At 71.4% G+C, this 22,465-nt stretch carries 20 protein-coding genes and 2 pseudogenes; 6 read left to right on the top strand and 16 right to left on the bottom strand.

Going from position 1 to position 22,465, the window contains the following annotated elements; all coding sequences use genetic code 11:
• Position 1 precedes the first annotated feature (1 nt).
• The 3 genes from cysT to EIM48_RS08400 form a co-directional block, all read right to left on the bottom strand.
• Positions 2 to 880, bottom strand: a complete 879-nt coding sequence (gene cysT / locus EIM48_RS08410) for a sulfate ABC transporter permease subunit CysT (RefSeq protein WP_050992167.1) — start codon at positions 878 to 880, stop codon at positions 2 to 4.
• Positions 881 to 968: 88 nt separating this feature from the next.
• The gene (locus EIM48_RS08405) at positions 969 to 1,991 is read right to left on the bottom strand and encodes a sulfate ABC transporter substrate-binding protein (protein WP_019398699.1); all 1,023 of its coding nucleotides are present in this window, start codon (positions 1,989 to 1,991) and stop codon (positions 969 to 971) included.
• Positions 1,992 to 2,021: 30 nt separating this feature from the next.
• Positions 2,022 to 3,461: a porin gene (locus EIM48_RS08400; RefSeq protein ID WP_125111446.1), complete on the bottom strand. Its 1,440-nt coding sequence runs from the start codon at positions 3,459 to 3,461 to the stop codon at positions 2,022 to 2,024.
• 169 nt (positions 3,462 to 3,630) lie between these two features.
• Here EIM48_RS08400 and kbl point away from each other — a divergent pair, with 169 nt between their 5' ends.
• The gene (gene kbl, locus EIM48_RS08395; RefSeq protein ID WP_125111445.1) at positions 3,631 to 4,830 is read left to right on the top strand and encodes a glycine C-acetyltransferase; all 1,200 of its coding nucleotides are present in this window, start codon (positions 3,631 to 3,633) and stop codon (positions 4,828 to 4,830) included.
• A gap of 79 nt (positions 4,831 to 4,909) precedes the next feature.
• Here the strand turns inward: kbl and EIM48_RS08390 are convergent, their stop codons facing one another.
• From EIM48_RS08390 to EIM48_RS08375, 4 genes and pseudogenes are all read right to left on the bottom strand, one after another.
• Positions 4,910 to 5,191 carry a hypothetical protein gene (locus EIM48_RS08390; protein ID WP_019398696.1) on the bottom strand — a complete coding sequence of 94 codons (282 nt, stop codon included), beginning with the start codon at positions 5,189 to 5,191 and terminating at the stop codon, positions 4,910 to 4,912.
• Positions 5,192 to 5,261: 70 nt separating this feature from the next.
• Complete coding sequence (locus EIM48_RS08385) at positions 5,262 to 6,062, bottom strand: pseudouridine synthase (protein ID WP_028915542.1); 801 nt, start codon at positions 6,060 to 6,062, stop codon at positions 5,262 to 5,264.
• A gap of 8 nt (positions 6,063 to 6,070) precedes the next feature.
• A pseudogene (locus tag EIM48_RS15560) lies at positions 6,071 to 6,280 on the bottom strand (hypothetical protein); the annotation flags it as partial.
• Positions 6,281 to 6,616: 336 nt separating this feature from the next.
• Positions 6,617 to 7,723 carry an OmpA family protein gene (locus EIM48_RS08375; protein WP_019398693.1) on the bottom strand — a complete coding sequence of 369 codons (1,107 nt, stop codon included), beginning with the start codon at positions 7,721 to 7,723 and terminating at the stop codon, positions 6,617 to 6,619.
• A gap of 297 nt (positions 7,724 to 8,020) precedes the next feature.
• Here EIM48_RS08375 and EIM48_RS08370 point away from each other — a divergent pair, with 297 nt between their 5' ends.
• The 4 genes from EIM48_RS08370 (at position 8,021) to EIM48_RS08355 (ending at position 12,706) form a co-directional block, all read left to right on the top strand.
• Positions 8,021 to 9,040, top strand: a complete 1,020-nt coding sequence (locus tag EIM48_RS08370) for a zinc-binding alcohol dehydrogenase family protein (protein WP_125076708.1) — start codon at positions 8,021 to 8,023, stop codon at positions 9,038 to 9,040.
• A 73-nt stretch (positions 9,041 to 9,113) separates the two neighbouring features.
• Positions 9,114 to 11,153 (top strand): NADPH-dependent 2,4-dienoyl-CoA reductase, encoded by a 2,040-nt coding sequence (locus EIM48_RS08365; protein WP_028915540.1) that lies wholly within the window; start codon positions 9,114 to 9,116, stop codon positions 11,151 to 11,153.
• 430 nt (positions 11,154 to 11,583) lie between these two features.
• Positions 11,584 to 12,039 (top strand): cell wall hydrolase, encoded by a 456-nt coding sequence (locus tag EIM48_RS08360; protein ID WP_028915539.1) that lies wholly within the window; start codon positions 11,584 to 11,586, stop codon positions 12,037 to 12,039.
• A 55-nt stretch (positions 12,040 to 12,094) separates the two neighbouring features.
• Positions 12,095 to 12,706 (top strand): glutathione S-transferase N-terminal domain-containing protein, encoded by a 612-nt coding sequence (locus EIM48_RS08355; RefSeq protein ID WP_028915538.1) that lies wholly within the window; start codon positions 12,095 to 12,097, stop codon positions 12,704 to 12,706.
• Between the two features lie 40 nt (positions 12,707 to 12,746).
• Here the strand turns inward: EIM48_RS08355 and EIM48_RS08350 are convergent, their stop codons facing one another.
• The 3 genes from EIM48_RS08350 to prpB are packed head-to-tail and all read right to left on the bottom strand — an operon-like array spanning position 12,747 to position 15,416.
• Positions 12,747 to 13,274, bottom strand: a complete 528-nt coding sequence (locus tag EIM48_RS08350; RefSeq protein WP_019399137.1) for a hypothetical protein — start codon at positions 13,272 to 13,274, stop codon at positions 12,747 to 12,749.
• Positions 13,275 to 13,314: 40 nt separating this feature from the next.
• Entirely contained in the window at positions 13,315 to 14,472 is a 1,158-nt protein-coding gene (gene prpC / locus EIM48_RS08345) for a 2-methylcitrate synthase (protein WP_019399138.1), read from the bottom strand.
• A gap of 59 nt (positions 14,473 to 14,531) precedes the next feature.
• Positions 14,532 to 15,416, bottom strand: coding sequence for a methylisocitrate lyase (gene prpB / locus EIM48_RS08340; RefSeq protein WP_028915536.1), 885 nt, complete (start codon positions 15,414 to 15,416; stop codon positions 14,532 to 14,534).
• Positions 15,417 to 15,502: 86 nt separating this feature from the next.
• Here prpB and EIM48_RS08335 point away from each other — a divergent pair, with 86 nt between their 5' ends.
• The gene (locus EIM48_RS08335; protein ID WP_125111444.1) at positions 15,503 to 16,738 is read left to right on the top strand and encodes a citrate synthase family protein; all 1,236 of its coding nucleotides are present in this window, start codon (positions 15,503 to 15,505) and stop codon (positions 16,736 to 16,738) included.
• A gap of 13 nt (positions 16,739 to 16,751) precedes the next feature.
• On the opposite strand, the gene EIM48_RS08330 is transcribed toward EIM48_RS08335, so the two are convergent.
• The 6 genes and pseudogenes from EIM48_RS08330 to EIM48_RS08305 form a co-directional block, all read right to left on the bottom strand.
• Positions 16,752 to 18,668 (bottom strand): response regulator, encoded by a 1,917-nt coding sequence (locus EIM48_RS08330; RefSeq protein ID WP_028915534.1) that lies wholly within the window; start codon positions 18,666 to 18,668, stop codon positions 16,752 to 16,754.
• Complete coding sequence (locus EIM48_RS08325; protein WP_125111443.1) at positions 18,655 to 19,518, bottom strand: ATP-binding protein; 864 nt, start codon at positions 19,516 to 19,518, stop codon at positions 18,655 to 18,657. Before EIM48_RS08325 ends, EIM48_RS08330 begins: the two co-directional genes overlap by 14 nt.
• Positions 19,515 to 20,534: an ATP-binding protein gene (locus EIM48_RS08320; protein WP_026010630.1), complete on the bottom strand. Its 1,020-nt coding sequence runs from the start codon at positions 20,532 to 20,534 to the stop codon at positions 19,515 to 19,517. The genes EIM48_RS08325 and EIM48_RS08320 overlap by 4 nt, the downstream gene beginning before the upstream one ends.
• Positions 20,525 to 20,922: pseudogene (locus EIM48_RS08315) on the bottom strand (anti-sigma regulatory factor). The gene EIM48_RS08320 and the pseudogene EIM48_RS08315 overlap by 10 nt, the downstream one beginning before the upstream one ends.
• Complete coding sequence (locus EIM48_RS08310) at positions 20,919 to 21,284, bottom strand: STAS domain-containing protein (protein ID WP_019399145.1); 366 nt, start codon at positions 21,282 to 21,284, stop codon at positions 20,919 to 20,921. The pseudogene EIM48_RS08315 and the gene EIM48_RS08310 overlap by 4 nt, the downstream one beginning before the upstream one ends.
• Complete coding sequence (locus EIM48_RS08305) at positions 21,284 to 22,135, bottom strand: STAS domain-containing protein (RefSeq protein ID WP_125111442.1); 852 nt, start codon at positions 22,133 to 22,135, stop codon at positions 21,284 to 21,286. Before EIM48_RS08305 ends, EIM48_RS08310 begins: the two co-directional genes overlap by 1 nt.
• Positions 22,136 to 22,465 lie beyond the last annotated feature (330 nt).

Here is a 22,465-nt window from a genome sequence, read left to right as displayed (position 1 = left end):
CTCAAGCCCCTCCCCGGCGCCGGGCCAGGCGCGCCTGCAGCGTGTTGATCACCAGCAGCAGGGCGAAGGACAGCAGCAGCATGGCCACCGCGATCGCGGTCGCGCCGGCGTAGTCGAATTCCTCCAGCTTGATGGTGATCAGCAGCGGCGCGATCTCCGAAACCATCGGGATGTTGCCGGCGATGAAGATCACCGAACCGTACTCCCCCACCCCGCGCGCGAAGGCCAGGGCGAAGCCGGCCAGCACCGCCGGCCACACCGTCGGCAGCACCACCTTCCACACCGTGTTCCAGCGCCCCGCGCCGAGGGTGGCCGCGGCCTCCTCCAGTTCACCCTCGGTCTCGGCCAGCACCGGCTGCACCACCCGCACGACGAATGGCAGGCCGATGAACACCAGGGCCACGGTGATGCCCACCGGGGTGTAGGCCACCTTGAACCCGGCCGCCTCCAGCCAGCGGCCGATCCAGCCGTTGCCGCCGTACAGCGCGGTCAGGGCAATGCCGGCCACCGCGGTGGGCAGGGCGAACGGCAGGTCGATCATGGCGTCGAACAGGCGCCGGCCGGGGAAGCGGTAGCGCACCAGCACCCAGGCCACCAGGGTGCCCATCACCGCGTTGAAGGCGGCCGCCGCCAGCGCGGTGCCGAAGCTGATCTTCAGCGCCGCCAGCACCCGCGGCTCGGTCCAGATCCGCCACAGCCCGTCCCAGCCCAGGCCGGAGGCGTACACGAACACCCCGGCCAGCGGGATCAGCACGATCAGGCCCAGCCAGGCGAGGGTGTAGCCCAGGCTCAGCCCGAAGCCGGGCAGCACCCGGCGCTGCCGGCCGGACGCGCGCGCGCCGCCCACCGGCGGCGTCAGGGGATTGGGGACGCTGGACATCGCTTGGCTTCGCTTCGTCGGGTTCGGGTCTGCGACCCCGCTGCCGGGGCGGCGGGAAGGCCCGGGGCCTGCGCCCCGGGCCCACGGCTCAGCGGGCCTTGGCCGCGGCGAGGATCTGGTCGAACTCGCCGCCGTCGCTGAAGTGCCGCTTCTGCGCCTGCGCCCAGGAACCGAAGGCGCCGTCGATGGTCACCAGCTGTACCTTGGGGAAGCGGGCCACGTCCTCCGGCGCGGCGTGCTCGGGATGGCGCGGGCGGTAGTAGTTCTTGGCGGCGATGCGCTGGCCCTCCGGCGAGTACAGGAACTCCAGGTAGGCCTGGGCCAGCTCGCGGGTGCCTTTCTTGTCGACGTTGCGGTCGACGATCGCCACCGGCGGCTCGGCCAGGATCGACAGCGAGGGCACCACGATGTCGAACTTGTCCGGGCCCAGCTCCTCGATCGACAGGAAGGCCTCGTTCTCCCAGGCCAGCAGCACGTCGCCGATGCCACGCTGGACGAAGGTGGTGGTGGAGCCGCGGGCGCCGGTGTCCAGCACCGGCACGTTGCGGAACAGCGCGGTCATGAAGTTGCGGACCTTGGCCTCGTCACCCTTGAAGATCTTCTCGGCGAAGGCCCAGGCCGCCAGGTAGTTCCAGCGCGCGCCGCCGGAGGTCTTCGGGTTGGGCGTGACCACCGAGACGTTGGAGCGCAGCAGGTCCGGCCAGTCCTTGATGTTCTTCGGGTTGCCCTTGCGCACCAGGAACACGATGGTCGAGGTGTACGGCGAGCTGTTCTGCGGCAGGCGCTTCTGCCAGTCCGGCGCGATCAGCTTGCGCTCGGCGATGGAGTCGATGTCGTAGGCCAGGGCCAGGGTGACCACGTCGGCCTCCAGCCCGTCGATCACCGCGCGCGCCTGCTTGCCCGAGCCGCCATGCGAATTCTCGATCTCGACCTTCTGCCCGCGGGTCTCCTGCCAGTGGCGGGCAAAGGCGGCGTTGAACTCGCGGTAAAGCTCGCGGGTGGGGTCGTAGGACACGTTGAGCAGCCTTGCGTCCTTGGCAAGGGCCCCCACCGCGAGGGTCAGGCCGAAGCTCGCGGCCAGCACCAGGAGGGAACGGCGGATGGTATTCATGGGACGAACCTCCGGTTGGATGGGGCTTTGTCAGAATGCGACCTGCAGGCGGGTGAACACCGCCTTCTCGTCCTCGCGGTCGGCGCCGCCGGCGGCCCCGCCCTCGAAGCCGGTCTGCAGGTAGTTCAACACCAGTTTGAGGTTGTTGTTGAGGTACCAGTTCACGCCGGCGACCCAGGCGCTGGCCTCGCGCGCCGACACGGCCGGGTCGGCGAACACCGGGAACGCCGACTCGTCCACCTCCAGGCGGCCGTAGCGGGCCACCAGTTCCCAGGCGCCCCAGCCGCCCTTGCCCGGGGCGAAGGCGCGCGCGGGCTTGACCCCGCGGTAGCTGGCGTCCTCGCCGGTAAGCACCCAGCTGGCGGTGGCCTGCCATGCGGTGGTTTCCAGGTCCGCGGTGGTGCCGCCGGCGCCCAGCTCCTGGCTGGAGGACGCGTATTCGGCCAGCAGCCCGAACGGCCCGCGGTAGAAATAGCCCTGCGGCGACCAGCGCTTGCGCTGGCCGGCGGCTGCCACGGTGCCGCGGTAGGCGAAGAACTGCTGCTGGCCCGGGGTGCGGTAGCGCGGCAGGAAGTTGTTGCCGGCCCCTTCCACGTCGCCGATGCTGGCGCCGATGCCGAAACCCAGGCCGGCCCAGAAGCTGTCGCTGCCCTTGAGCGGCTCGAAGAACAGGCGGCCGGCGTACTCGAACTCGTCGTCCGGGTTGGTGGTGGTGGCGTCGCGGCCGTCGACCGCGCCGTTGAACACGCCGATGGCGTAGGACACCTTGCCGCCGGCCAGCTCGCCCTGCAGCTGCACGCCCAGGTCGCGGTTGGGCAGCAGCTCGCTGGCCAGGGCGCGCTCGATTTCCGGCAGCGAGGCCGAGGACTGCAGCCGCTCCAGGCCCACCGGCGAGGTGAACTTGCCCACCCGCAGCGTCGCCGCCGGCGAGAACTGCAGGTCGGCGTAGGCGTCGACGATGCTGGCGCTGTCGCCGGCGAACTCCGGGGTGAAGCGGAAACCCACCCACTTGCCCAGGGTGCCCTCGATGGTCGGGCGCGCGGTGCGCAGCAGGAAGCTGTCGTTGGCGCCGGGCGCGCCGCTGTTGAAGAAGCGGCCGTCGCCCTGCAGCAGGCCGCGGATCTTCACCTCGTAGGCACCGTCGCCGGAGCGGAACGAGGCGCCGCGGTCGTTGACCGCCGCCACCGGCGCGGCCTTCTCCTTCGCCGCGCGCGCCTCCTCCTGCAGTTCCAGGTTGCGCTCCAGCGCGCGCAGCCGCTGGTCCAGTGCCTGCAGGTCCAGGGTCTCCTGGCCGTCGACGCTGGTGGCGGCGCCATAGCGGGCTTCCAGCGCCTGCAGGCGGCGGGCCAGTTCCTCGACCGTGGGGGTGGACTGCGCGAACGCCGGGCCGGCCAGCGCCAGGGCGACGGCCCCGGCCAGCCAGGAACGGTCCGGCAGGCGCGGGCGGCGGTGGGGGATGTGCTTGGGCATGGGAGTTCCGTGGTGGGGGCCGGACATCGGCCGCGCGCCAAAATACTCCCTATTCAGTTTGCCAACCGGAAATGACTTGCTGGCCGGTGGATATAGCGGATGCGCATGACGGCCGCGGCCGCGCGCACGCTGGCTAGAATGACGCTTTCCCTTGCAACGAAGTCCGCCCATGTCCGAAGCCGCCATCGCCCGCTACGCCGCCCAGCTGGAAGACCTGCGCGCGCAGGGCCTGTTCAAGTCCGAACGGGTGATCACCAGCCCGCAGTCGGCGGAGATCGAACTGGCCGACGGGCGCAAGGTGCTGAACTTCTGCGCCAACAACTACCTGGGCCTGGCCGACCACCCCGAGATCATCGCCGCCGCGCGCGCGGCGCTGGACACGCACGGCTTCGGCATGGCCTCGGTGCGCTTCATCTGCGGCACCCAGGACCTGCACAAGCAGCTGGAGGCGAAGATCGCGCAATTCTTCGGCACCGAGGACACGATCCTCTACGCCGCCTGCTTCGATGCCAACGGCGGCCTGTTCGAGCCGCTGCTGGACGAGAACGACGCGATCATCTCCGACGCGCTCAACCATGCCTCGATCATCGACGGCGTGCGCCTGTGCAAGGCCAGGCGCTACCGCTACGCCAACTGCGACATGGCCGACCTGGAGAAGCAGCTGCAGCAGGCCCGGGCCGACGGCGCGCGCACCATCATGATCACCACCGACGGCGTGTTCTCGATGGACGGCTTCATCGCCCCGCTGGACGAAATCACCGCGCTGGCCAGGAAGTACGACGCCCTGGTCCATATCGACGAGTGCCATGCCACCGGCTTCCTCGGCGCCACCGGCCGCGGCTCGGCCGAGGTCAAGGGCGTGCTCGGGAAGATCGACATCTTCACCGGCACCCTGGGCAAGGCCATGGGCGGCGCACTGGGCGGCTTCACCACCGCGCGCCGCGAGATCATCGAACTGCTGCGCCAGCGCTCGCGCCCCTACCTGTTCTCCAACTCGCTGCCGCCGCACGTGGTCGCCGCCGGCACCAAGGCCTTCGACATGCTTTCGTCGGCCGGCGAGCTGCGCACCCGCCTGCAGGAGAACACCGCCTACTTCCGCAAGCGCATGACCGCTGCCGGCTTCGACCTCAAGCCCGGCGTGCACCCGATCTGCCCGGTGATGCTGTACGACGCGCCGCTGGCTCAGCGCTTCGCGCAGCGCCTGCTGGAGGAAGGCATCTACGCCATCGGCTTCTTCTACCCGGTGGTGCCGCAGGGCCAGGCGCGGATCCGCACGCAGATGAGCGCGGCCCACACCCGCGAGCACCTGGACCGCGCGATCGACGCCTTCACCCGCATCGGCCGCGAGCTGGGCGTGGCCAAGGCCTGAGCCACGCCGCCACCGGCATCGGCCCGGCCGGCGCCGCAGCACGGATGGGCCCGGCGCAGGAAACCGCGCCGGGCGCGACTCAGTTGCCGCCGGCCGGCACCGGCGCCTGCCCCGGCTTGCCGGTGGCGATGCGCACGCCGCGCGACTTCATCCACGCATCGAACTCGTCGGCATTCATCCGCCGCCCTTCCTGCTCCATGTGGAAGCGGTAATCGAGCGGGTCGTCGCTGCGGACGATGATGACCTCGTCCGGCTTCGGCGGCGGCTCCGGCAACGCGGCTGCGGCATCGCGCGCCTGGCGGCCGGCGCAGGCGCAAAGCACGGGAAGGGACAGCACCAGGCAAACTCGCAGGACCTTCATGGCAACTCCTGGAGGGGACCGGGGGAGGATGGCATGCCGCGGTCCCGCATCCGGTGATGGCGGTGACCGCTTACCCCGCCGTCGTCCCTGCGGCGGTGGCCGGCGCCAGTGCATCACGCTCGGCGGGCTCCAGCAAGCGCCACTGTCCCTTGTCCAGCGTGCCCAGCTGCAGCGGCCCGATCGCCACCCGCACCAGGCGCAGCACGGCCAGGTCGAACGCAGCCAGCAGCCGCCGGATCTGCCGGTTGCGGCCCTCGTCCAGCACGATTTCCAGCCAGGCGTTGCGGGTGCCGGCGCGCAGCAGCCGCGCCGAGGCCGCGCGCAGGTGCTCGCCGTCGGCCTCGACCCCGGCACACAGCGCCTGCAGCAGGGCCTGGTCGGGAATGGCGTCGACCTGGACGTGGTAGGTCTTGTCCGGGCCGCTGTCCGGATCCAGCACGCGCGCGGCCCAGGCGGGATCGTTGCTGAACAGCAGCAGGCCTTCGCTGGCGCGGTCGAGGCGGCCGACCGGGGCCAGCCACGGCAGCCCGCTGCCGTCGAGGCAGCGGTAGACGGTGTCGCGGCCCTGCTCGTCGCGGGCGGTGGTCACCAGGCCGCGCGGCTTGTTGAGGGCAAGGTAGATGCGTTCCGGGCCGGCAGGGGCGCGGCCATCGATCAGCACCCCGCGCAGGCCGTCGCGCATGGGGTATTCGGGATCGCGCACGACGCGGCCGTCGACCTGCACGCGGCCGGCCTGGATCCAGCGCGCGGCCTCGGTGCGCGAGCACAGCCCGGCCTTGGACAGGACCCGGGCCAGACCATGGCGGACGCCGGCCCGGGGAGCCCCGGGCGCGGCGGGGTTCGGGCGGCGCGACCGTGGAGGCGCGCCCATCCCGTGCCTCAATCCTTGGTCGGTGCCGCCGCCGATTCGGTGGCCGGCGCCGAGGCGGTCGCGGCCGGAGCCGGGGCGCCCTTGGCCACGCGCACCCCGCGCGCCTTCATCCACGCGTCGAACTCGTCGGCGGTCATGCGCTTGCCGTTCTGGCTCATGTCGAAGCGCCAGGGCGTGTTGTCGTATTCGGTCTGCGGCTTGTACGCAGCCGGATCACTGGCGTTGGCGGCCGCCTCGCAGCCCTTCTCCCCGGACTGCTGGGCGTTGGCGCAACCGTCGGCAGCCATGGCCGCCGCGGACACGAGGGTGAGGCCGAACAGCCCTGCCGCAATCAACTTACGCATGGTGGAACTCCCCCTGGAAGACGGGGCGAGTGTAGGCACGGCGTGCAGGCCGATTCAAGAAGAATCTTACGGAACCTTGGCAAATCGCTAACGCCTCTGCAGAAATGCCGCGACCGGCGTCGTGATCCCGCGCCCGCGGGCCCGGCAGCCATGCAAAAAGAAAGGGCCCGGCTTGCGCCGGGCCCTCCTGGACTGCGTCCGTCCGGAAGCTTAGTTCTGGACGTTCAGCTCGGTGCGACGGTTCTTCGCACGGCCTTCCGGATTGTCCGAACCATCCGCGTTGGTGTTCGGGGCAATCGGGCGGCTCTCGCCGTAGCCGACCGGGCCAACCAGGCGCGAGGCGTCGATGCCGTTGCTGGTCAGGTAGTCGTACACGGCCTGGGCGCGACGCTCGGACAGCTTCTGGTTGTACGCGTCGGTGCCCTTCGAGTCGGTGTGGCCCGCCACCTCGACGCGCAAGTCGGGGTAACGCTTCAGGATCTCGACGGCCTCCGACAGGATGGCCACCGCGTCAGGACGCAGGGTCGCCTTGTCGAAGTCGAAGTTCACGCCCTTCAGGTCGATCGAGACCGGGACCGGGCAGCCGTCCGGGCCGATGGCCTGGCCAGCCTGCGAGTTCGGGCACTTGTCGTCGCAGTTGTTGACGCCGTCGCCGTCGTCGTCCAGGTCGGCGCAGCTCGGCGCGACCGGGGCCGGAGCCGGCGGCGGCGGCGGAGCGGCGGCCGGGCCCAGCGGGATCACGACGCCGACCGAGGCCAGCAGGTCGCCGTACCAGTCGTCGTCGCGGCCAGCACGGGCCGGGTTGACGGCCTGGTCGTCGAAATCGGCGCGGTAGGCGATTTCGGCGCGCACGGCGACGCGGTTGTCGAAGGTGCTCTGCAGGCCGGCGCCGACCTTGGCGGCGACGTTACCTTCGGCGCGCTGGGCCGGGGAGTTCGGCGACGGGACGGTGTACTCCTCCTCGGAGTACTGGTAGCCGATGCCGAACAGCAGGTACGGGTTGAAACCGCGGCCTTCCTGGATGAAGTGGCGACGGAAGTCCAGCGAGGCGCCGTACTGGCTCCAGTTCAGGTCGTTGTTGTCGTCGAACGACGGGTTCTGGTAGTTCAGTTCGCCGTCAACCGACCACACCGGGCTGATGAACTTGCCCAGGCCGATCGTGCCGAAGGGAGCATCCTCGGTGCCGCGGCCGCTGTCCTGGAAATTGAAGCCAACCGAGCCGGTCAGGTACCAGCGGTCGTCAAACTCCTGCGCGGAAGCCGACTGGGCCACAGCCAGGCCGCCCAGCAGCGCAGCGGTCAGAAGTTTCTTGTTCATCTCAAGCTCCTTGATGATTCGGGGGGATGATCCGGGGGAGTAAGTGGAAACACTTGCCTCAGGATTCACGCAGACATGCGCTGGTAGCGGCATATCCCTGACGGCCGTAATCACGACGTCGGGGCGCAGGTTAGGCGCGTTAATGTGAAGGCGGTGTTAACAGTCCCGTAACAAGTGAATTGAAGAAAACCGCCGTTCAGGTTCCAGCAGAGGCCGGCGCCCGGAGCCTGCGCCGGTCCGGCCGCGGGCGCTGCGTATGATGGGACGGTCCCGCAACCACGAAGGTGGAGCCTGCGCATGAAAGCCGTCGGACTGACCCGCTACCTGCCGATCGACGACCCCGAAGCGCTGCTGGACGTGGAACTGCCCACGCCCGCCCCCGGGCCGCACGACCTGCTGGTGCGGGTGGAGGCGGTCTCGGTCAATCCGATCGATACCAAGCTGCGCGCCCCGCGCGAGGGCAGCGAAGCGCAGCCGCGGGTGCTGGGTTTCGACGCGGCCGGGGTGGTGGAAGCGGTCGGCAGCGCGGTGGCCCTGTTCCAGCCCGGCGACGAGGTGTACTACGCCGGCGACATCACCCGTCCCGGCAGCAATGCCCGCTACCAGCTGGTCGACGAGCACATCGCCGGCGATCGCCCGATCACCCTGGACTTCGCCGAGGCCGCGGCACTGCCGCTGACCACGCTCACCGCCTGGGAACTGCTGTTCGAGCGCATGCGCTACGACTTCGACGGCGACAACGCCGGGCGCCGGCTGCTGGTGATCGGCGGCGCCGGCGGGGTCGGTTCGATGGCCATCCAGCTGGCCCGGCACGCCGGCTTCACCGTGGTCGCCACCGCCTCCCGCCCGGAGAGCGCCGAGTGGTGCCGGCGCATGGGCGCTCACGAGGTGGTCGACCACCGCCAGCCGCTCGGTCCGCAGCTGCAGGCGCTGGGCATCGCCGAAGTGGAGGCCGCGGTGAACCTGGCCGACACCGACCGCTACTGGGAGGAACTGGGCCGGCTGCTGGCGCCGCAGGGCCACCTGGGCCTGATCGTGGAGCCGAAGGGCCCGCTGCACATCGGCGGCGACTACAAGGCCAAGGCCATCGGTATCCATTGGGAAACGATGTTCACCCGGCCGCGCTTCCGCACCGCGGACATGATCTGCCAGCACCGCATCCTCAACCGCGTCGGCAGCCTGGTCGAGGCCGGCGAGCTGAAGACCACCCTGGCCGAGGTGCTGGGCCCGATCAACGCCGCCAACCTGCGCGAGGCCCACCGCCGGCTGGAGTCCGGTCGCACCATCGGCAAGCTGGCCCTGGCCGGCTGGGACTGACCCCGCGGCGCAGCTTGCCCGGCGCCGGGCTTTCATCGACGATGGCGGCCTTCCGTACGCCAGCGTATCCGCCATGACGCCTACCGCCAGCGCCACGCCCTACCCGCACCTGTTCGCCCCGCTCGACCTCGGCTTCACCACCCTGCGCAACCGGGTGCTGATGGGATCGATGCACACCGGCCTGGAGGACCGCGCCCGGGATTTCCCGAAGCTGGCCGCCTACCTGGCCGAACGCGCCGCCGGCGGCGCCGGGCTGATCGTCACCGGCGGCTTCGCCCCGAACGTGGAGGGCTGGCTCAAGCCGTTCGGCGGCAAGCTGTCCTGGCCCTGGGAAACGCGCCCGCACCGCCAGCTCACCCGCGCCGTGCACGAGCACGGCGCCAGGCTGTGCCTGCAGCTGCTGCACGCCGGCCGCTACGGCTACCACCCGCTGCAGGTGGCGCCTTCGAAAGTGAAGGCGCCGATCAACCCGTTCACCCCGCGCGAGCTTTCCGCACGCGGCATCGAGCGCCAGATCCGCGCCTTCGCCAGTGCCGCCGCCCGCGCCCGCGACGCTGGCTACGACGGCGTGGAGGTGATGGGCTCGGAGGGCTACCTGATCAACCAGTTCACCGCCCCGCGCACCAACCGCCGCCAGGACGCCTGGGGCGGCGACGCGCAGCGGCGCATGCGCTTCGCGGTGGAGATCGTGCGCCGGGTGCGCGAGGCCTGCGGCCCGGACTTCATACTTATCTATCGCCTTTCCCTCCTGGACCTGGTCGAGGACGGCAACGCCTGGGACGAGATCCTCGAGCAGGCGCGCGCGGTGGAGGCGGCCGGCGCCACCATCATCAACTCGGGCATCGGCTGGCACGAGGCGCGGGTGCCGACCATCGCCACCTCGGTCCCGCGCGCGGCCTTCGCCGGGATCACAGCGCGCCTGCGCCCGCATGTCTCGGTGCCGGTGGTGGCGGTCAACCGCATCAACATGCCGGAGGTGGCCGAGCGCATCCTCGCCTCCGGCCAGGCCGACCTGGTCTCGCTGGCGCGCCCGTTGCTGGCCGACCCGGAATGGCCGAACAAGGCCCGCGCCGGGCGCACCCACGCCATCAATACCTGCATCGCCTGCAACCAGGCCTGCCTGGACCACATCTTCGTGGGCAAGGTCGCCAGCTGCCTGGTCAACCCGCGCGCCGGCCACGAGACCGAGCTGCGCTACGTGCCGGCGGCCACCCCGCGCCGGATCGCGGTGGTCGGCGCAGGCCCTGCCGGCCTGGCCTGCGCCACGGTGGCGGCGCAGCGCGGCCATCGCGTGACCCTGTTCGAGGCCGCGCCGCGGATCGGCGGCCAGTTCAACCTGGCCGCGCGGATCCCGGGCAAGGAGGAGTTCGTCGAGACCCTGCGCTACTTCGGCCACCGCATCGGCGAGACCGGGGTGGAACTGCGCCTGGGCACCCTGGCGGGCCCGGACGAGCTGGCCGGCTACGACGAGATCGTGCTGGCCACCGGCATCGTGCCGCGCAGGGTGGATTTCCCCGGCGCCGACGACCCGCGGGTGGTCGGCTACCTGGACATCCTCGAGGGCCGGGTCCAGGCCGGGCCGCGGGTGGCGGTGATCGGCGCCGGCGGCATCGGCTTCGACGTGGCCGAGTTCCTGGTCCAGAAGGGCCCATCGCCCACCCTCGACCCGGGCCGCTGGCACGCCGAATGGGGTGTGGACCTGGCTGGCTCCGGCCGCGGCGGCCTGGTGCCGGCCCGGCCCGAGCCGCCGGCGCGCGAGGTGTGGCTGCTGCAGCGCAGCCCGGGGCGGCCGGGGGCGCGGCTGGGCAAGACCACCGGCTGGATCCACCGCGCCACGCTCAAGGCCAAGCAGGTGCGCATGCACGGCGGGGTCGAGTACCTGGGCATGGAAGCCGGCGGCCTGCGGGTGCGGATCGAGGGCGCCGAGCAGGTCCTGCCGGTGGATACGGTGGTCGTATGCGCGGGCCAGGAGCCGCGCCGCGACCTGTACGCGCAGCTGCAACAGGCAGGGGTCGCCGCGCCGGTGCACCTGATTGGCGGTGCCGACGTGGCCGCCGAACTGGATGCCAAGCGTGCCATCGCCCAGGGCAGCCGGCTGGCCGCCGGGTTCTGAGCCGCGCATTCGCGCCTTCGGTGGACGCCGATCCGGTCCGGAGCCGGCCTGCCTGTTCAGGTTCGCGCGGGGCGGTTCAGCCGCCTGCTCCGGCCTCCCGGCGCGGGTGACACACCTCCGCCAAGCCCCGGGAAAACCGCCGCTCGGCCCTTCACGCGGCCTCGAACAAGCCCTCGGGAGGCTTTCCACAGGCCACCGAGTGTGACCGTTGTCAACCTGGCATATTCAGTTTCGGTTAGGGAAATCGCACCTATCGTGCGCGCCACTTCGACCCGCCCCCAGCAACTGGCGGGTCCTGCCGGCACCACTTCCGCCGGCACCCGGGCGGCCCGTGGAGAGATGGCCGCCTCCCCATGACGCCCCGCGTCGTCGCCTGCCCCCGGCCCTGCCGGCGGGCCTGCGACCGCGAAGACGGAGCAAGGAGATACATATGAAGCTGGCCTGGATCCTCTGGCTGTCGCAGTTCCTGCCGCAGCCGGCCGCCGACTCGCTGTGCCTTAGCACCACCGTGTACCTGGAAGCCCGCAACCAGAGCCTGCAGGGCCAGCACGCGGTTGCCGAGGTGGCGCTGCGCCGCAAGGACAGCGGCCTGTGGGGCGACTCGATGTGCGCCGTGGTCACCGCGCGCAAGCAGTTCGCCCCCACCCTGGTCTCGCCGGACACGCGCCTGCGCAACCTGGACGCCTGGCACCGCTCGGTGGCCGTGGCCCTGGACGCCGAGCGCAACTGGGCGCTGCCGGCGGGGCAGCGCAAGGAAATCGTGCCTGGCGCCAGCCATTTCGCCGCCCATTCCATCGCCAATCCCAGCTGGTCCAACGCCTACCAGGTGGCGACCATCGGCGACCACACCTTCTACCGGGTGCAGCGGCTCAAGCCGCGCACCTGACCCACCGTCCCCGGCGCCGCCTCTCCCGGCGTCCCCAGCCCGCATCCCGACCTGCATGAAGCTGTACACCAAGCCCGGCGCCTGCTCCACCGCGATCCACATCGACCTGTGCTGGACCGGCCAGCCCTTCGAGCTGCAGATCCTGGACGCCGACGGGCTGAAGTCGCCGGAGTTCCGGGCGCTGAACCCGGCCGGCTCGGTGCCGGTGCTGGTGGACGGCGACTTCGTGCTGACCCAGAACGTGGCCATCGCCGGCTACCTGGCCGACCGCTTCCCCGAGTCCGGCCTGGCTGGCGACGGCAGCGCCCGCCAGCGCGCCGAGGCCACCCGCTGGCTGGCCTTCGTCAATTCCGACCTGCATCCGGCGTTCAAGCCGATGTTCGCGCCGGCCGCGTTCGTGGCCGACCCGATGCAGCACGAGGCGCTGCGCAGCAATGCCCGCGCCCGGATCCGCACCCTGCTGGAGGGCGCGGACAAGGTCCTGGCCAGCCGCGACTGGCTGGCCGGGTTCCGCAGCTTTGCCGACCCCTACTTCTATATGGCGCTGCGCTGGGCCACGCGTATCGGCGTGGACCTGTCCGGGCTGGACGCGCTGGCCGCCTTCCGCGGGCGCATGGACGCCGACCCGGGCGTGCAGCGCGCGCTCCGGGACGAAGGCCTGGCCTGAGCCCGGCCACGGCGCCGCGCCGCCAGTACCCCGGCGGCCCTCAGCCTTGGAGCTGGCGCTCCCAGAACGTGGCGAACTCCTCGCCGCGGGCCTTGGCCAGGGCCTGGCGCAGCTCCGGCAGGACCTCGCGCAGCCCGGCGGCGTCGGTGCAGCGCTCGATCTTCAGCTGCATGAAATAGCCGCGCAGGCCCAGGTGGGCGCGGACTGCCTCGCTCATGGCCTCGTACAGGCGCACGTATTCGTTGGCCTCGTCGGCCGTGCGTGCCGGCGGCGGCTCCTCTTCGGCCACGGCCGGCACCGGTGCGCCCGGCCCGCCGCCGCGGGCGGCCTGGGCCAGCCCGGCGGCATCGAAGCCGTTGCTCACCGGTTCGATCAGGCCCTCGGCCAGCAGCCGCTCCAGGGCGTCCTCCGGGGCCTTGACCCCGGCGGCCACCTGGCGCAATTCGGCCAGCGTGCGCTGGCCGTCCACCATCAGCAGGACCGTCCGCAGTTGCGGCGGCAGCTTGCGGGCGCGGTCGCGGATCTCGTCGCGACCCGCCTCGGTCTTCCGGTAAATCCCCTCGCGCATCGGTTCCCCCCCAGGAATACGCGGGGATCACAATAGCACTTCAGGGGCGCTGGTCCAGAGGGACGAACGGGAGGTTCTCCGGGCCGGTGTAGTTGGCGCTGGGGCGGATGATCTTGCCGTCCTGGCGCTGCTCGATCACGTGGGCGCTCCAGCCGGCGGTGCGGGCCAGCACGAACAGCGGGGTGAACATGGCCGTGGGCACGCCCATCATGTGGTAGCTGACCGCGCTGAACCAGTCGAGGTTGGGGAACATCTTCTTGATCTCCCACATCACCGCCTCCAGACGCGCGGCGATGTCGAACATCTTCATGTTGCCCTGCTCGGCCGACAGCTGCCGCGCCACTTCCTTGATCACCTGGTTGCGCGGGTCGGCTACGGTATAGACCGGGTGGCCGAAGCCGATGACCACTTCCTTGCGCTCGACCCGGGCGCGGATGTCGGCCTCGGCCTCGTCCGGGGTGTCGTAGCGCTTCTGCACCTCGAACGCGACCTCGTTGGCGCCGCCGTGCTTCGGCCCGCGCAGCGCGCCGATCGCGCCAGCGACGCAGCTGTACATGTCCGAGCCGGTGCCGGCGATCACGCGCGCGGTGAAGGTCGAGGCGTTGAACTCGTGCTCCGCGTACAGGATCAGCGAGGTGTGCATGGCGCGCACCCAGCTCTCGCGCGGCTTCTCCCCGTGCAGCAGGTGCAGGAAGTGGCCGCCGATGGAGTCGTCGTCGGTCTCGACCTCGATGCGCTTGCCGTTGTGGCTGTAGTGGTACCAGTACAGCAGCATCGAACCGAGCGAGGCCATCAGCTTGTCGGCGATGTCGCGCGCGCCCGGGTGGTTGTGGTCGTCCTTCTCCGGGCTGATGCAGCCGAGCACCGACACGCCGGTGCGCATCACGTCCATCGGATGGGCCGACAGCGGCAGCTGTTCCAGCGCGGACTTGACCGCCGCCGGGACGCCGCGCAGCGCCTTGAGCTTGGCCTTGTAGCCGGCCAGTTCGGCGCGGTTGGGCAGCTTGCCGTGCACCAGCAGGTAGGCGATCTCCTCGAACTCGCAGGCGTTGGCGATGTCGAGGATGTCGTAGCCGCGGTAGTGCAGGTCGTTGCCGCTGCGGCCGACGGTGCACAGCGCGGTGTTGCCGGCGGCGGTACCGGACAGGGCCACGGACTTCTTCGGCTTGAACGTGGCGGTGGCGGTGGTGTCGCTCATCTTCGTGCTCCTGTGTTCGGGGGGGGCCGGCCGCCCGGGCCGGGCCGGGCCGGATGCGCTTACTTCTTCGCGGCGAACAGCGCGTCGAGCTTCTGCTCGAAGGCGTGGTAGCCGATGCGGTCGTACAGTTCCTCGCGGGTCTGCATGGCGTCGACCACGTTGCGCTGGTGGCCATCGCGGCGCACGGCCTGGTACACGTTCTCGGCGGCCTTGTTGGCGGCGCGGAAGGCCGACAGCGGGAACAGCTGGATGGCCACGCCTGCCGAGGCCAGCTCCTCGCGCGAGAACAGCGGGGTCTTGCCGAACTCGGTGATGTTGGCCAGCACCGGCACCTTCACCGCCTCGACGAAGCGGCGGTAGGTGTCCAGGTCGTAGGCGGCCTCGGCGAAGATGCCGTCGGCGCCGGCCTCGACGCAGGCGATGGCGCGCTCGATCGCCGCGTCCACGCCCTCGACCTGGATGGCGTCGGTGCGCGCGACCAGGAAGAAGTCCGGGTCGGTCTTGGCGTCGGCCGCGGCCTTGATCCGGTCGACCATCTCGCCCTGGCTGACGATCTCCTTGCCCGGACGGTGGCCGCAGCGCTTGGCGCCGACCTGGTCCTCGATGTGGCAGGCGGCGGCGCCGGCCTTGATCAGGCTCTTGATCGTGCGCTCGATGTTGAACGCGGACGGGCCGAAGCCGGTGTCGATGTCGACCATCAGCGGCAGGTCGCACACGTCGGTGATGCGACGGGTATCGATCAGCACGTCCTCGAGGGTGTTGATGCCCAGGTCCGGCAGGCCCAGGGAGCCGGCCGCGACCCCGCCGCCGGACAGGTAGATGGCGCGGAAGCCGGCGCGCTTGGCCAGCAGGGCGTGGTTGGCGTTGATCGCGCCGATCACCTGCAGCGGCGACTCGGCGGCGAGGGCGGCGCGGAAGCGCGCACCGGCGGAAGCATTGGACATGGCGGACTCCTGGGCACGTGGTTCACGTGGCGCGGGCAATGTGTCACCCTGTTACCGGTTGATCAATCTTGATCCTTCAAATCAATATGTCCCTGGACCGCGACCTGCTTCCCGCTACCGAGGCCTGCCGCCTGCTGGGCATCAGCCCGGCCACGCTGTACGCCTATGTCAGCCGGGGACTGCTGGAATCCCGCCCCGGCCGCGACCACCGCAGCCGGGTGTACCGCCGCCAGGACGTGGAGCGGCTGGCGCAGCGCAAGCGCCTCGGCCGCGGCCCGGCGCGCGGCGCCGCGCAGAGCCTGGACCGCGGCCTGCCGGTGCTGGAAACGCGCATTTCGCTGATCCGTCCGGACGGACCCTACTACCGCGGACGTTCAGCCGTCGCCATGGCCCGCGCCGGCGCCACCCTGGAGGACACCGCACGCCTGCTGTGGGACTGCGGCAGCCAGGATCCGTTCGCCGATCCGCCCGGCGACTGGCCGGCGCGGGTGGTGGCGCTGGCCACCGACCAGGAGCTGCCGCCGCTGGCGCGGGCGATGGCGGTGATCCCGCTGCTGGCGCTGCAGGTGCCGCATTCGTTCCAGGCCGACCAGGCCACCCGCCGCGCCCTGGCGGCGACCCTGCTGCGGCAGAACGCCGGCCTGCTGGTGGCGCGGCGCCCGTCCGGCCCGGTGCACCGCCTGCTGGCCGGCACCTGGTGCCCCGGCGACGAAGGCTTCGCCGAACTGGTGCGCGCCGCGCTGGTGCTGTGCGCCGACCACGAGCTCAACGTCTCCGCCTTCGCCGCGCGCGTGGTCGCCTCCACCGGCGCGCACCTGCACGCGACCGTGTGCGCCGGCCTGTCGGCGCTGGCCGGCCCGCGCCATGGCGGCGCCACCGCGCGGGTTTACGCGCTGCTGGAGGACGCGCGCCAGACCCGCGACGTCAAGCGCCTGATCGCCGCGCGCTGGCGCCAGGGCGAGGACCTGCCCGGCTTCGGCCACGCGCTTTATCCGGACGGCGACCCGCGCGCCACCGAACTGCTGGCCATGCTGCGCACCCAGCCGGTGGCGGAGGCACCGATGCAGCTGGTGGAGGAAGTAGTCGCCGCCGCCGAGGGCGTGTCCGAGCGCCGCCCCAACGTGGACTTCATGCTGGCCGCGATCTGCTACGTGTACGGCCTGCCCGCCGCGCCGGCGCTGTCGATCTTCGCCGCCGGGCGCCTGGCCGGCTGGCTGGCGCACGTGCTCGAGCAGCAGGCACTGGGCCGGCTGATCCGGCCGCGCGCCAGCTACACCGGGCTGCCGCCGGAAAGCGGCGAAGACAGCGCGCCGCGCGCCTGAGCCGCGTGCCTCCTCAGCCCAGCTTCTGCCGCACCGCGCGCAGCAGCTCGTTGAGGTTGAACGGCTTGAGCAGCAGGTCCATGCGCTCGCCGAGGAAGGCCTGGCGGTCCTGGGCGTTCTCCGCGTAGCCGGTGACGAACAGCACCGCGGTGCCCGGGTGCCGCTCGCGCACGCGGTCGGCCAGCTCGCGGCCGCTGATCCCGGGCAGGCCGACGTCGGTCAGCAGCAGGTCGAAGCCGCGCTGGGCGGCCGCCTGCAGCGCCTCGGCCGCGTCGGTGCAGGCCACCACTTCGTAGCCTGCGTCCACCAGCACTTCCAGCGCCATGCCGCGCACCAGCTCGTTGTCGTCCACCAGCAGGATGCTCTCGGCGCCGCCGCGCACCTCCGGCTCCTCCACCGGCGCCTCCGGCGCGGCCTGGCGCCCGCGCGGCAGCAGCAGCTCGATGGTGGTGCCCTGGCCTTCGACGCTGTGCACGCGCGCGGTGCCGCCGCTCTGGCGGGCGAAGCCGTAGGTCATCGACAGGCCCAGGCCGGTGCCCTGCCCGATCGGCTTGGTGGTGAAGAACGGCTCGAACACCTTGTCGATGATGTCGGCGGGGATGCCGGGGCCGTCGTCGGTCACCTCCAGGCTCACGTACTCGCCCGGTGGCAGGTCGGACGGCACCTGGGTGGCCGGGCGCGCGGAGATGGTGATGCGCCCGGCACCCTTCAGCGCGTCGCGCGCGTTGATCACCAGGTTCAGGACCACGCTCTCCAGCTGGTTGGCGTCGGCCACCACGACCAGGCCTTCCGCCGGCAGGTCGAACGCCAGGTCGATGTTCTCGCCGATGGAGCGGGTGAGCAGCTCGGCCAGGCTGGACACGCGCGCGCCGATGTCGAACGCGGTGGCATCCAGCGACTGCTTGCGCGCGAACGCCAGCATGCGCTGGGTCAGCGCCGCGGCGCGGAACGCCGAGGTGGTGGCGACCCCGGCGAAGCGCGGGATGCGCTCCAGGCGGCCGTTCTCCACCGCGGCGTTGATCATGTCCAGCGCGCCGATGATGCCGGTCAGCAGGTTGTTGAAGTCGTGGGCGATGCCACCGGTGAGCTTGCCCAGCGCGTCCATCTTCATCGCCTGCTGCAGCTCGGCTTCGGTGCGCTCGCGCTCGGCGATCTGCACCGCCAGCTCGCTGGTGGCCGAATGCAGCTGCTGGCGGTGCTCCTGCTCGCGCGCGTGCTGCTCGGTCTGGTCCTCCACGTACAGCAGGCCCGCGCCCGGGCCCTTGTACGGGCTAACCCGCCACTCGGTCACGCGGCGGCCGCGCGGGGTATGCAGGCAGTAGGTACCCTTCCAGCTGCCGCCGCTGCGCAAGGCCTCGCACAGCGCGTCCACCGGCTGATCGCCGAACAGCGCGGACAGGTCCGGCGCCCCCGCCTCGTCCAGCAGGCGCTTGAAGGCGTGGTTGGAATCGCGCACCTCCAGCTCGCCGGACACCACCGCGATCGGCGCGCCCACGTTCTCGAAGATCCCGCGGAAGCGCGCCTCGCTGGCGTGCAGCGCGTCCTCGACCCTGCGCACCCGCAGCAGGGTGCGCAGCGTGGCCAGCAGTACGTCGTGGTCAACCGGATGCACCAGGTAGGCGTCGGCGCCGGCGTCGAGGCCGGCGATCACGTCGCCACGGGCGATCGAGGCGGCGGAGACGTGGATCACCGGCAGCAGGCTGGTGGCCAGGTCGGCGCGCAAGGTACGCACCAGGTCGAAGCCGCTCATGTCCGGCAGGTTCACGTCCAGCACCAGCGCGTCGAACGCGGCCGCGGCCAGCTGCGCCAGGCCCTCGTTGCCCGTGCCGGCCTCGGCCACGCTGAAGCCCTGGCGCTCGAGCACGCGCCGCACCGAGTAGCGGGTGGCGGCGTTGTCGTCGACCACCAGGATCCGGCTAGCTCCCGTCATCGTTCTTCTCCGGTAGTGCGATGGGCACGATCACGTGGAATTCCGATCCCTGCCCGACCACGCTGTGCACGCCGACGCTGCCGCCGAGCAGTTCGGCGAAGCGGCGGCACAGGGCCAGGCCCAGGCCGGTACCGCGCAGGCGCTTCTGGATCGGCGAGTCGACCTGGACGAAGTCCTCGAACAGGGCGCCGAGCATGTGCCCGGGGATGCCGATGCCGGTGTCGCGCACGCTGAAGCGGATGTGCGCCGCGCCTTCGGGCCGCGCCGATACCGACACCCGTCCCTGCGGGGTGAACTTGAGCGCGTTGGAGATGAAGTTGCGCAGGATCTGCGCCAGCTTCTTGTCGTCGGTGTAGAGCATCGGCAGCGCCGGCGGCTCCTCGAACACCAGCTCGACGTGGTTGGCGCCCTCCACCAGCGGCCGGAACATGCCGCGCAGCGCCGAGAACAGGTCCATCAGGTCGAACCAGGCCGGGGAGATCGAGATCCGCCCGGCTTCGATCTTGGCCAGGTCGAGCAGGTCGTCGACCATGTCGCGCAGCTCCACCGCCGCGGTGCTGACGAAGCGCACCTGCTTGAGCTGCTCGTCGTTGAGCGGGCCGTCCATGCCCTCCTCCAGCAGCCGGGTGATGCTCAGGATCGAGCCCAGCGGGGTGCGGAACTCGTGGCTCATGTAGGACAGGAACCGGCTCTTGAGCTCGGAGACCTCCTTGAGCTGCTCGGCCTGCTGGTCCAGCTCGGCGTACAGGGCCAGCACCCCCTGGTTGGTCTCCTCCAGCTCGGTGCGCAGCGCGGCGTTCTCCGCGTGCAGGCGCTGCAGTTCGGTGTCCGTGGCAACGGGGGTATTCACGTCCGGCCTCCAAGGCGGATGGCGAGCGCGCCGGTGTCGTCGCGCCCGCGGTCGAAGTCGCGCAGCAGGACCGCCAGCACCAGCGCCGGGTGGCGGTGGGCCAGGCCCTCGTACGCGCCCAGGCTCCAGCGCGATTGCAGGCCGTCGCTGTGCAGCAGCAGCAGCGCGCCCGGTTCGGCTGGCAGCACGAACGCCGGTGCGCGCCGGTACTGCGCGCCGACGATGCCCGGATGCGAGGCCAGGCCGCGTGCAGGCGCGCCGGGCAGGTGGATCGCCGCGGCGATGTTGCCCACCCCGGCGAAGCGCACCACGCCGGCCTGCGGATCGTGCTCGAACACCGCGGCGGCGGCGCCGCGGGTGGAGGACATGCGTGCGTGCATGCGCGCCAGCACCTCCTCCGCGCGCAGGTCCGCGGCTGTGGCCGCCGCGGCGATGCCGGCATCGGCCGCCTCGGCCGCCAGCAGGCCGTGGCCCAGGCCATCGACCAGCACGCCCAGCACGCGGCTGCCGTCGCCGCCCAGGAACCAGGCATCGCCGCAGGCGCTTTCCTGGCGCATGGGCAGGCGCAGCGCGCCGTAGCCGAGGTCCTGCCCGCGGCTGCGCTCGGGATAGATGCGCGCCAGCACCACCGCGCCGCGCCCGTCCGACCACACGTCGAACACCTGGGCCTGGCGCCGGATCGCGCCCAGGCCCTGGCCCGGGCTGCCAACCCCGGTGGTATAGCCGTCCGGCAGGCACTGCGGCAGCGAGAAGCCCGGGCCGCGGTCGATCCCGCACACCTCCACGCCGCGGCCATCGCGGCCCTGCAGCAGCGACAACAGCACCCGCCCGCCGCGGCCATGGCGCAGCACGTTGGTGGCGATTTCCACCGCCGCCAGCGTCACGCGCCCGGCATCCAGTTCGGCGAATCCGGCCAGTTGCGCCAGCGACTGCGCTTCGCGCCGCACCTGGCCGACCTGGGAGGACTCCTCGACCACGATGGAGCGCGTGGGATGGCCGACGAACCCTATGCCCATTTGGTGATCGCCACCCGCGTGCCCCGCCCCGGCGCACTGTCCAGCTCGAACGCGTCCACCAGCCGGCGCGAACCGGACAGGCCCAGGCCCATGCCGGCACCCGAGGTCCAGCCGTCGGTCAACGCCTGCTCGATGTCGGCGATGCCCCCGGGCCCTGGTCGACGAACTCCAGGCGCAGGCCGCGGCGCATTCCGTCCTCGACCACGCGCCAGTGCATCGTCCCGCCGCCGTAGACCACGGCGTTGCGCGCCAGCTCGCTGGCGGCGGTGACCAGCTTGGTCTGGTCGACCAGGCGCAGGCCGCAGGCCACCGCCGCCTGGCGGGCGGCCTGGCGGGCGAGCACCACGTCCTGCTCGGTGCGGATCGGCAACTCCCCTGCGCTGCTCATTCGACGCCGGCGCCTGCCTGCCGCAGCAGGCGCATGCCCCGCTCCACGTCGAGCGCGGTGCTCACGCCGGTCAGGTTCAGGCCCAGCTCCACCAGGGTGATCGCCACCGCAGGCTGCATGCCCACCACCACGGTGCGTGCGTCCATCACCGCGGCCAGCGCCGAGATGGTGGCGATCATGCGGCCGATGAAGGAGTCGACGATGTCCAGCGCCGAGATCTCGATCAGCACGCCGCGCGCGGAAGTGGCGCGGATGCGTTCGGCCAGGTCGTCCTGGAGCGTCAGCGCAAGCTGGTCGTGCATGTCCACCTGGATGGTGACCAGCAGGACGTCGCCCATTTGCAGGATCGGGATGCGCTCCATCAGGCCGCCTTCGCCACGGTGACGCCGGTGCGCTTGAGCGCCAGCGCCAGGGCGTCGGCGAGGTTGGCCTTGGTGACGATGCCCTGCAGGTCCAGGCCGAGGTGGACGATGGTCTGCGCGATCTGCGGGCGCACGCCGCTGATGATGGCGTCGGCGCCCATCAGGCGGATCGCGGTGACGGTCTTGAGCAGGTGCTGGGCGACCAGGGTGTCCACCGTGGGCACGCCGGTGATGTCGATGATCGCGATCTCCGAACCGGTCTCCACGATCCGCTGCAGCAGCGATTCCATCACCACCTGGGTGCGCTGCGAATCCAAGGTGCCGATCATCGGCAGCGCCAGCACGCCCTCCCACAGCTTCACCACCGGGGTGGACAGCTCCAGCATTTCCTCCTGCTGGCGCTTGATCACGTCCTCGCGGTTCTTCTGGAACACCTTGACGGTGTGCAGGCCCAGCTGGTCCAGCAGGTCCGAGACCACGCGCAACTGCGCGGCCATGGCCTGCGGATCGGCGGCCAGGCCCTGCTCGACCGCGTCGAACAGCGGGCGCTTGAGCGAGAAGACGAAGGTCGCCGTCTCCGCGGCGCTGAAGCCCTTGAGCACGCGGTCGCGCGACAGGTCCTCGAGGAAGTGGCGGGTGTCGTCCCACTCGGCCCCCTGCAGGCTGGAAACGTCGGCGCGGCCGAGAGCGGCGGCGAAGGCCTGCCAGAACCCGCGCACCTGCGCGTCGAGCTCGAGCGGCGAAGCACGCCCGTCCTGCGCGGCCCGGGCGAAGCCGGCGGCCCAGGCGTCGAGGATGGCGTCCTGGCGGGACTGGATGAGGGTGAGCGTACGCGGGTCGAGAGCGGCCATGCAGGGATCCTGTAATGGGCGCAGCCGGACGACCCCCGGCATGCCAGCGGATCCCCCCCAGCCACATTGTTGGACGAGCCTAACGGAAACCGGGCTTCCGCGTCGGCGCGCGGATTAGCGGGAAAGCGACGTGAAACGGGCGTGAAATACCGCGGCACGGATCCTGCACGGCGCCGGGCAGGCGGCGCAACGCTTCCCGCGCGAGGCAGGCGTGCGCGCCTGCGCATTGGCATATACCGACGGTTATCCCGGCGGGCGCGGATCGAATCGGTGGGGCGACGGACGGCGCCTACACTCGCCCGGCCGCCCGCGCGGACCACCGAGATTCCG

The organism is Pseudoxanthomonas sp. SGNA-20 (assembly GCF_003931635.1).
GTDB lineage: Bacteria > Pseudomonadota > Gammaproteobacteria > Xanthomonadales > Xanthomonadaceae > Pseudoxanthomonas.
This window is presented reverse-complemented; position numbering and strand designations above follow the sequence as displayed.

What these genes read in the sequence shown, in the direction of transcription:
- cysT (WP_050992167.1), bottom strand. Translation starts at nt 880, where the DNA reads ATGTCCAGCGTCCCCAATCCCCTGACGCCGCCGGTGGGCGGCGCGCGC.
- EIM48_RS08405 (WP_019398699.1), bottom strand. Translation starts at nt 1,991, where the DNA reads ATGAATACCATCCGCCGTTCCCTCCTGGTGCTGGCCGCGAGCTTCGGC.
- EIM48_RS08400 (WP_125111446.1), bottom strand. Translation starts at nt 3,461, where the DNA reads ATGCCCAAGCACATCCCCCACCGCCGCCCGCGCCTGCCGGACCGTTCC.
- kbl (WP_125111445.1), top strand. Translation starts at nt 3,631, where the DNA reads ATGTCCGAAGCCGCCATCGCCCGCTACGCCGCCCAGCTGGAAGACCTG.
- EIM48_RS08390 (WP_019398696.1), bottom strand. Translation starts at nt 5,191, where the DNA reads ATGAAGGTCCTGCGAGTTTGCCTGGTGCTGTCCCTTCCCGTGCTTTGC.
- EIM48_RS08385 (WP_028915542.1), bottom strand. Translation starts at nt 6,062, where the DNA reads ATGGGCGCGCCTCCACGGTCGCGCCGCCCGAACCCCGCCGCGCCCGGG.
- EIM48_RS08375 (WP_019398693.1), bottom strand. Translation starts at nt 7,723, where the DNA reads ATGAACAAGAAACTTCTGACCGCTGCGCTGCTGGGCGGCCTGGCTGTG.
- EIM48_RS08370 (WP_125076708.1), top strand. Translation starts at nt 8,021, where the DNA reads ATGAAAGCCGTCGGACTGACCCGCTACCTGCCGATCGACGACCCCGAA.
- EIM48_RS08365 (WP_028915540.1), top strand. Translation starts at nt 9,114, where the DNA reads ATGACGCCTACCGCCAGCGCCACGCCCTACCCGCACCTGTTCGCCCCG.
- EIM48_RS08360 (WP_028915539.1), top strand. Translation starts at nt 11,584, where the DNA reads ATGAAGCTGGCCTGGATCCTCTGGCTGTCGCAGTTCCTGCCGCAGCCG.
- EIM48_RS08355 (WP_028915538.1), top strand. Translation starts at nt 12,095, where the DNA reads ATGAAGCTGTACACCAAGCCCGGCGCCTGCTCCACCGCGATCCACATC.
- EIM48_RS08350 (WP_019399137.1), bottom strand. Translation starts at nt 13,274, where the DNA reads ATGCGCGAGGGGATTTACCGGAAGACCGAGGCGGGTCGCGACGAGATC.
- prpC (WP_019399138.1), bottom strand. Translation starts at nt 14,472, where the DNA reads ATGAGCGACACCACCGCCACCGCCACGTTCAAGCCGAAGAAGTCCGTG.
- prpB (WP_028915536.1), bottom strand. Translation starts at nt 15,416, where the DNA reads ATGTCCAATGCTTCCGCCGGTGCGCGCTTCCGCGCCGCCCTCGCCGCC.
- EIM48_RS08335 (WP_125111444.1), top strand. Translation starts at nt 15,503, where the DNA reads ATGTCCCTGGACCGCGACCTGCTTCCCGCTACCGAGGCCTGCCGCCTG.
- EIM48_RS08330 (WP_028915534.1), bottom strand. Translation starts at nt 18,668, where the DNA reads ATGACGGGAGCTAGCCGGATCCTGGTGGTCGACGACAACGCCGCCACC.
- EIM48_RS08320 (WP_026010630.1), bottom strand. Translation starts at nt 20,534, where the DNA reads ATGGGCATAGGGTTCGTCGGCCATCCCACGCGCTCCATCGTGGTCGAG.
- EIM48_RS08310 (WP_019399145.1), bottom strand. Translation starts at nt 21,284, where the DNA reads ATGGAGCGCATCCCGATCCTGCAAATGGGCGACGTCCTGCTGGTCACC.
- EIM48_RS08305 (WP_125111442.1), bottom strand. Translation starts at nt 22,135, where the DNA reads ATGGCCGCTCTCGACCCGCGTACGCTCACCCTCATCCAGTCCCGCCAG.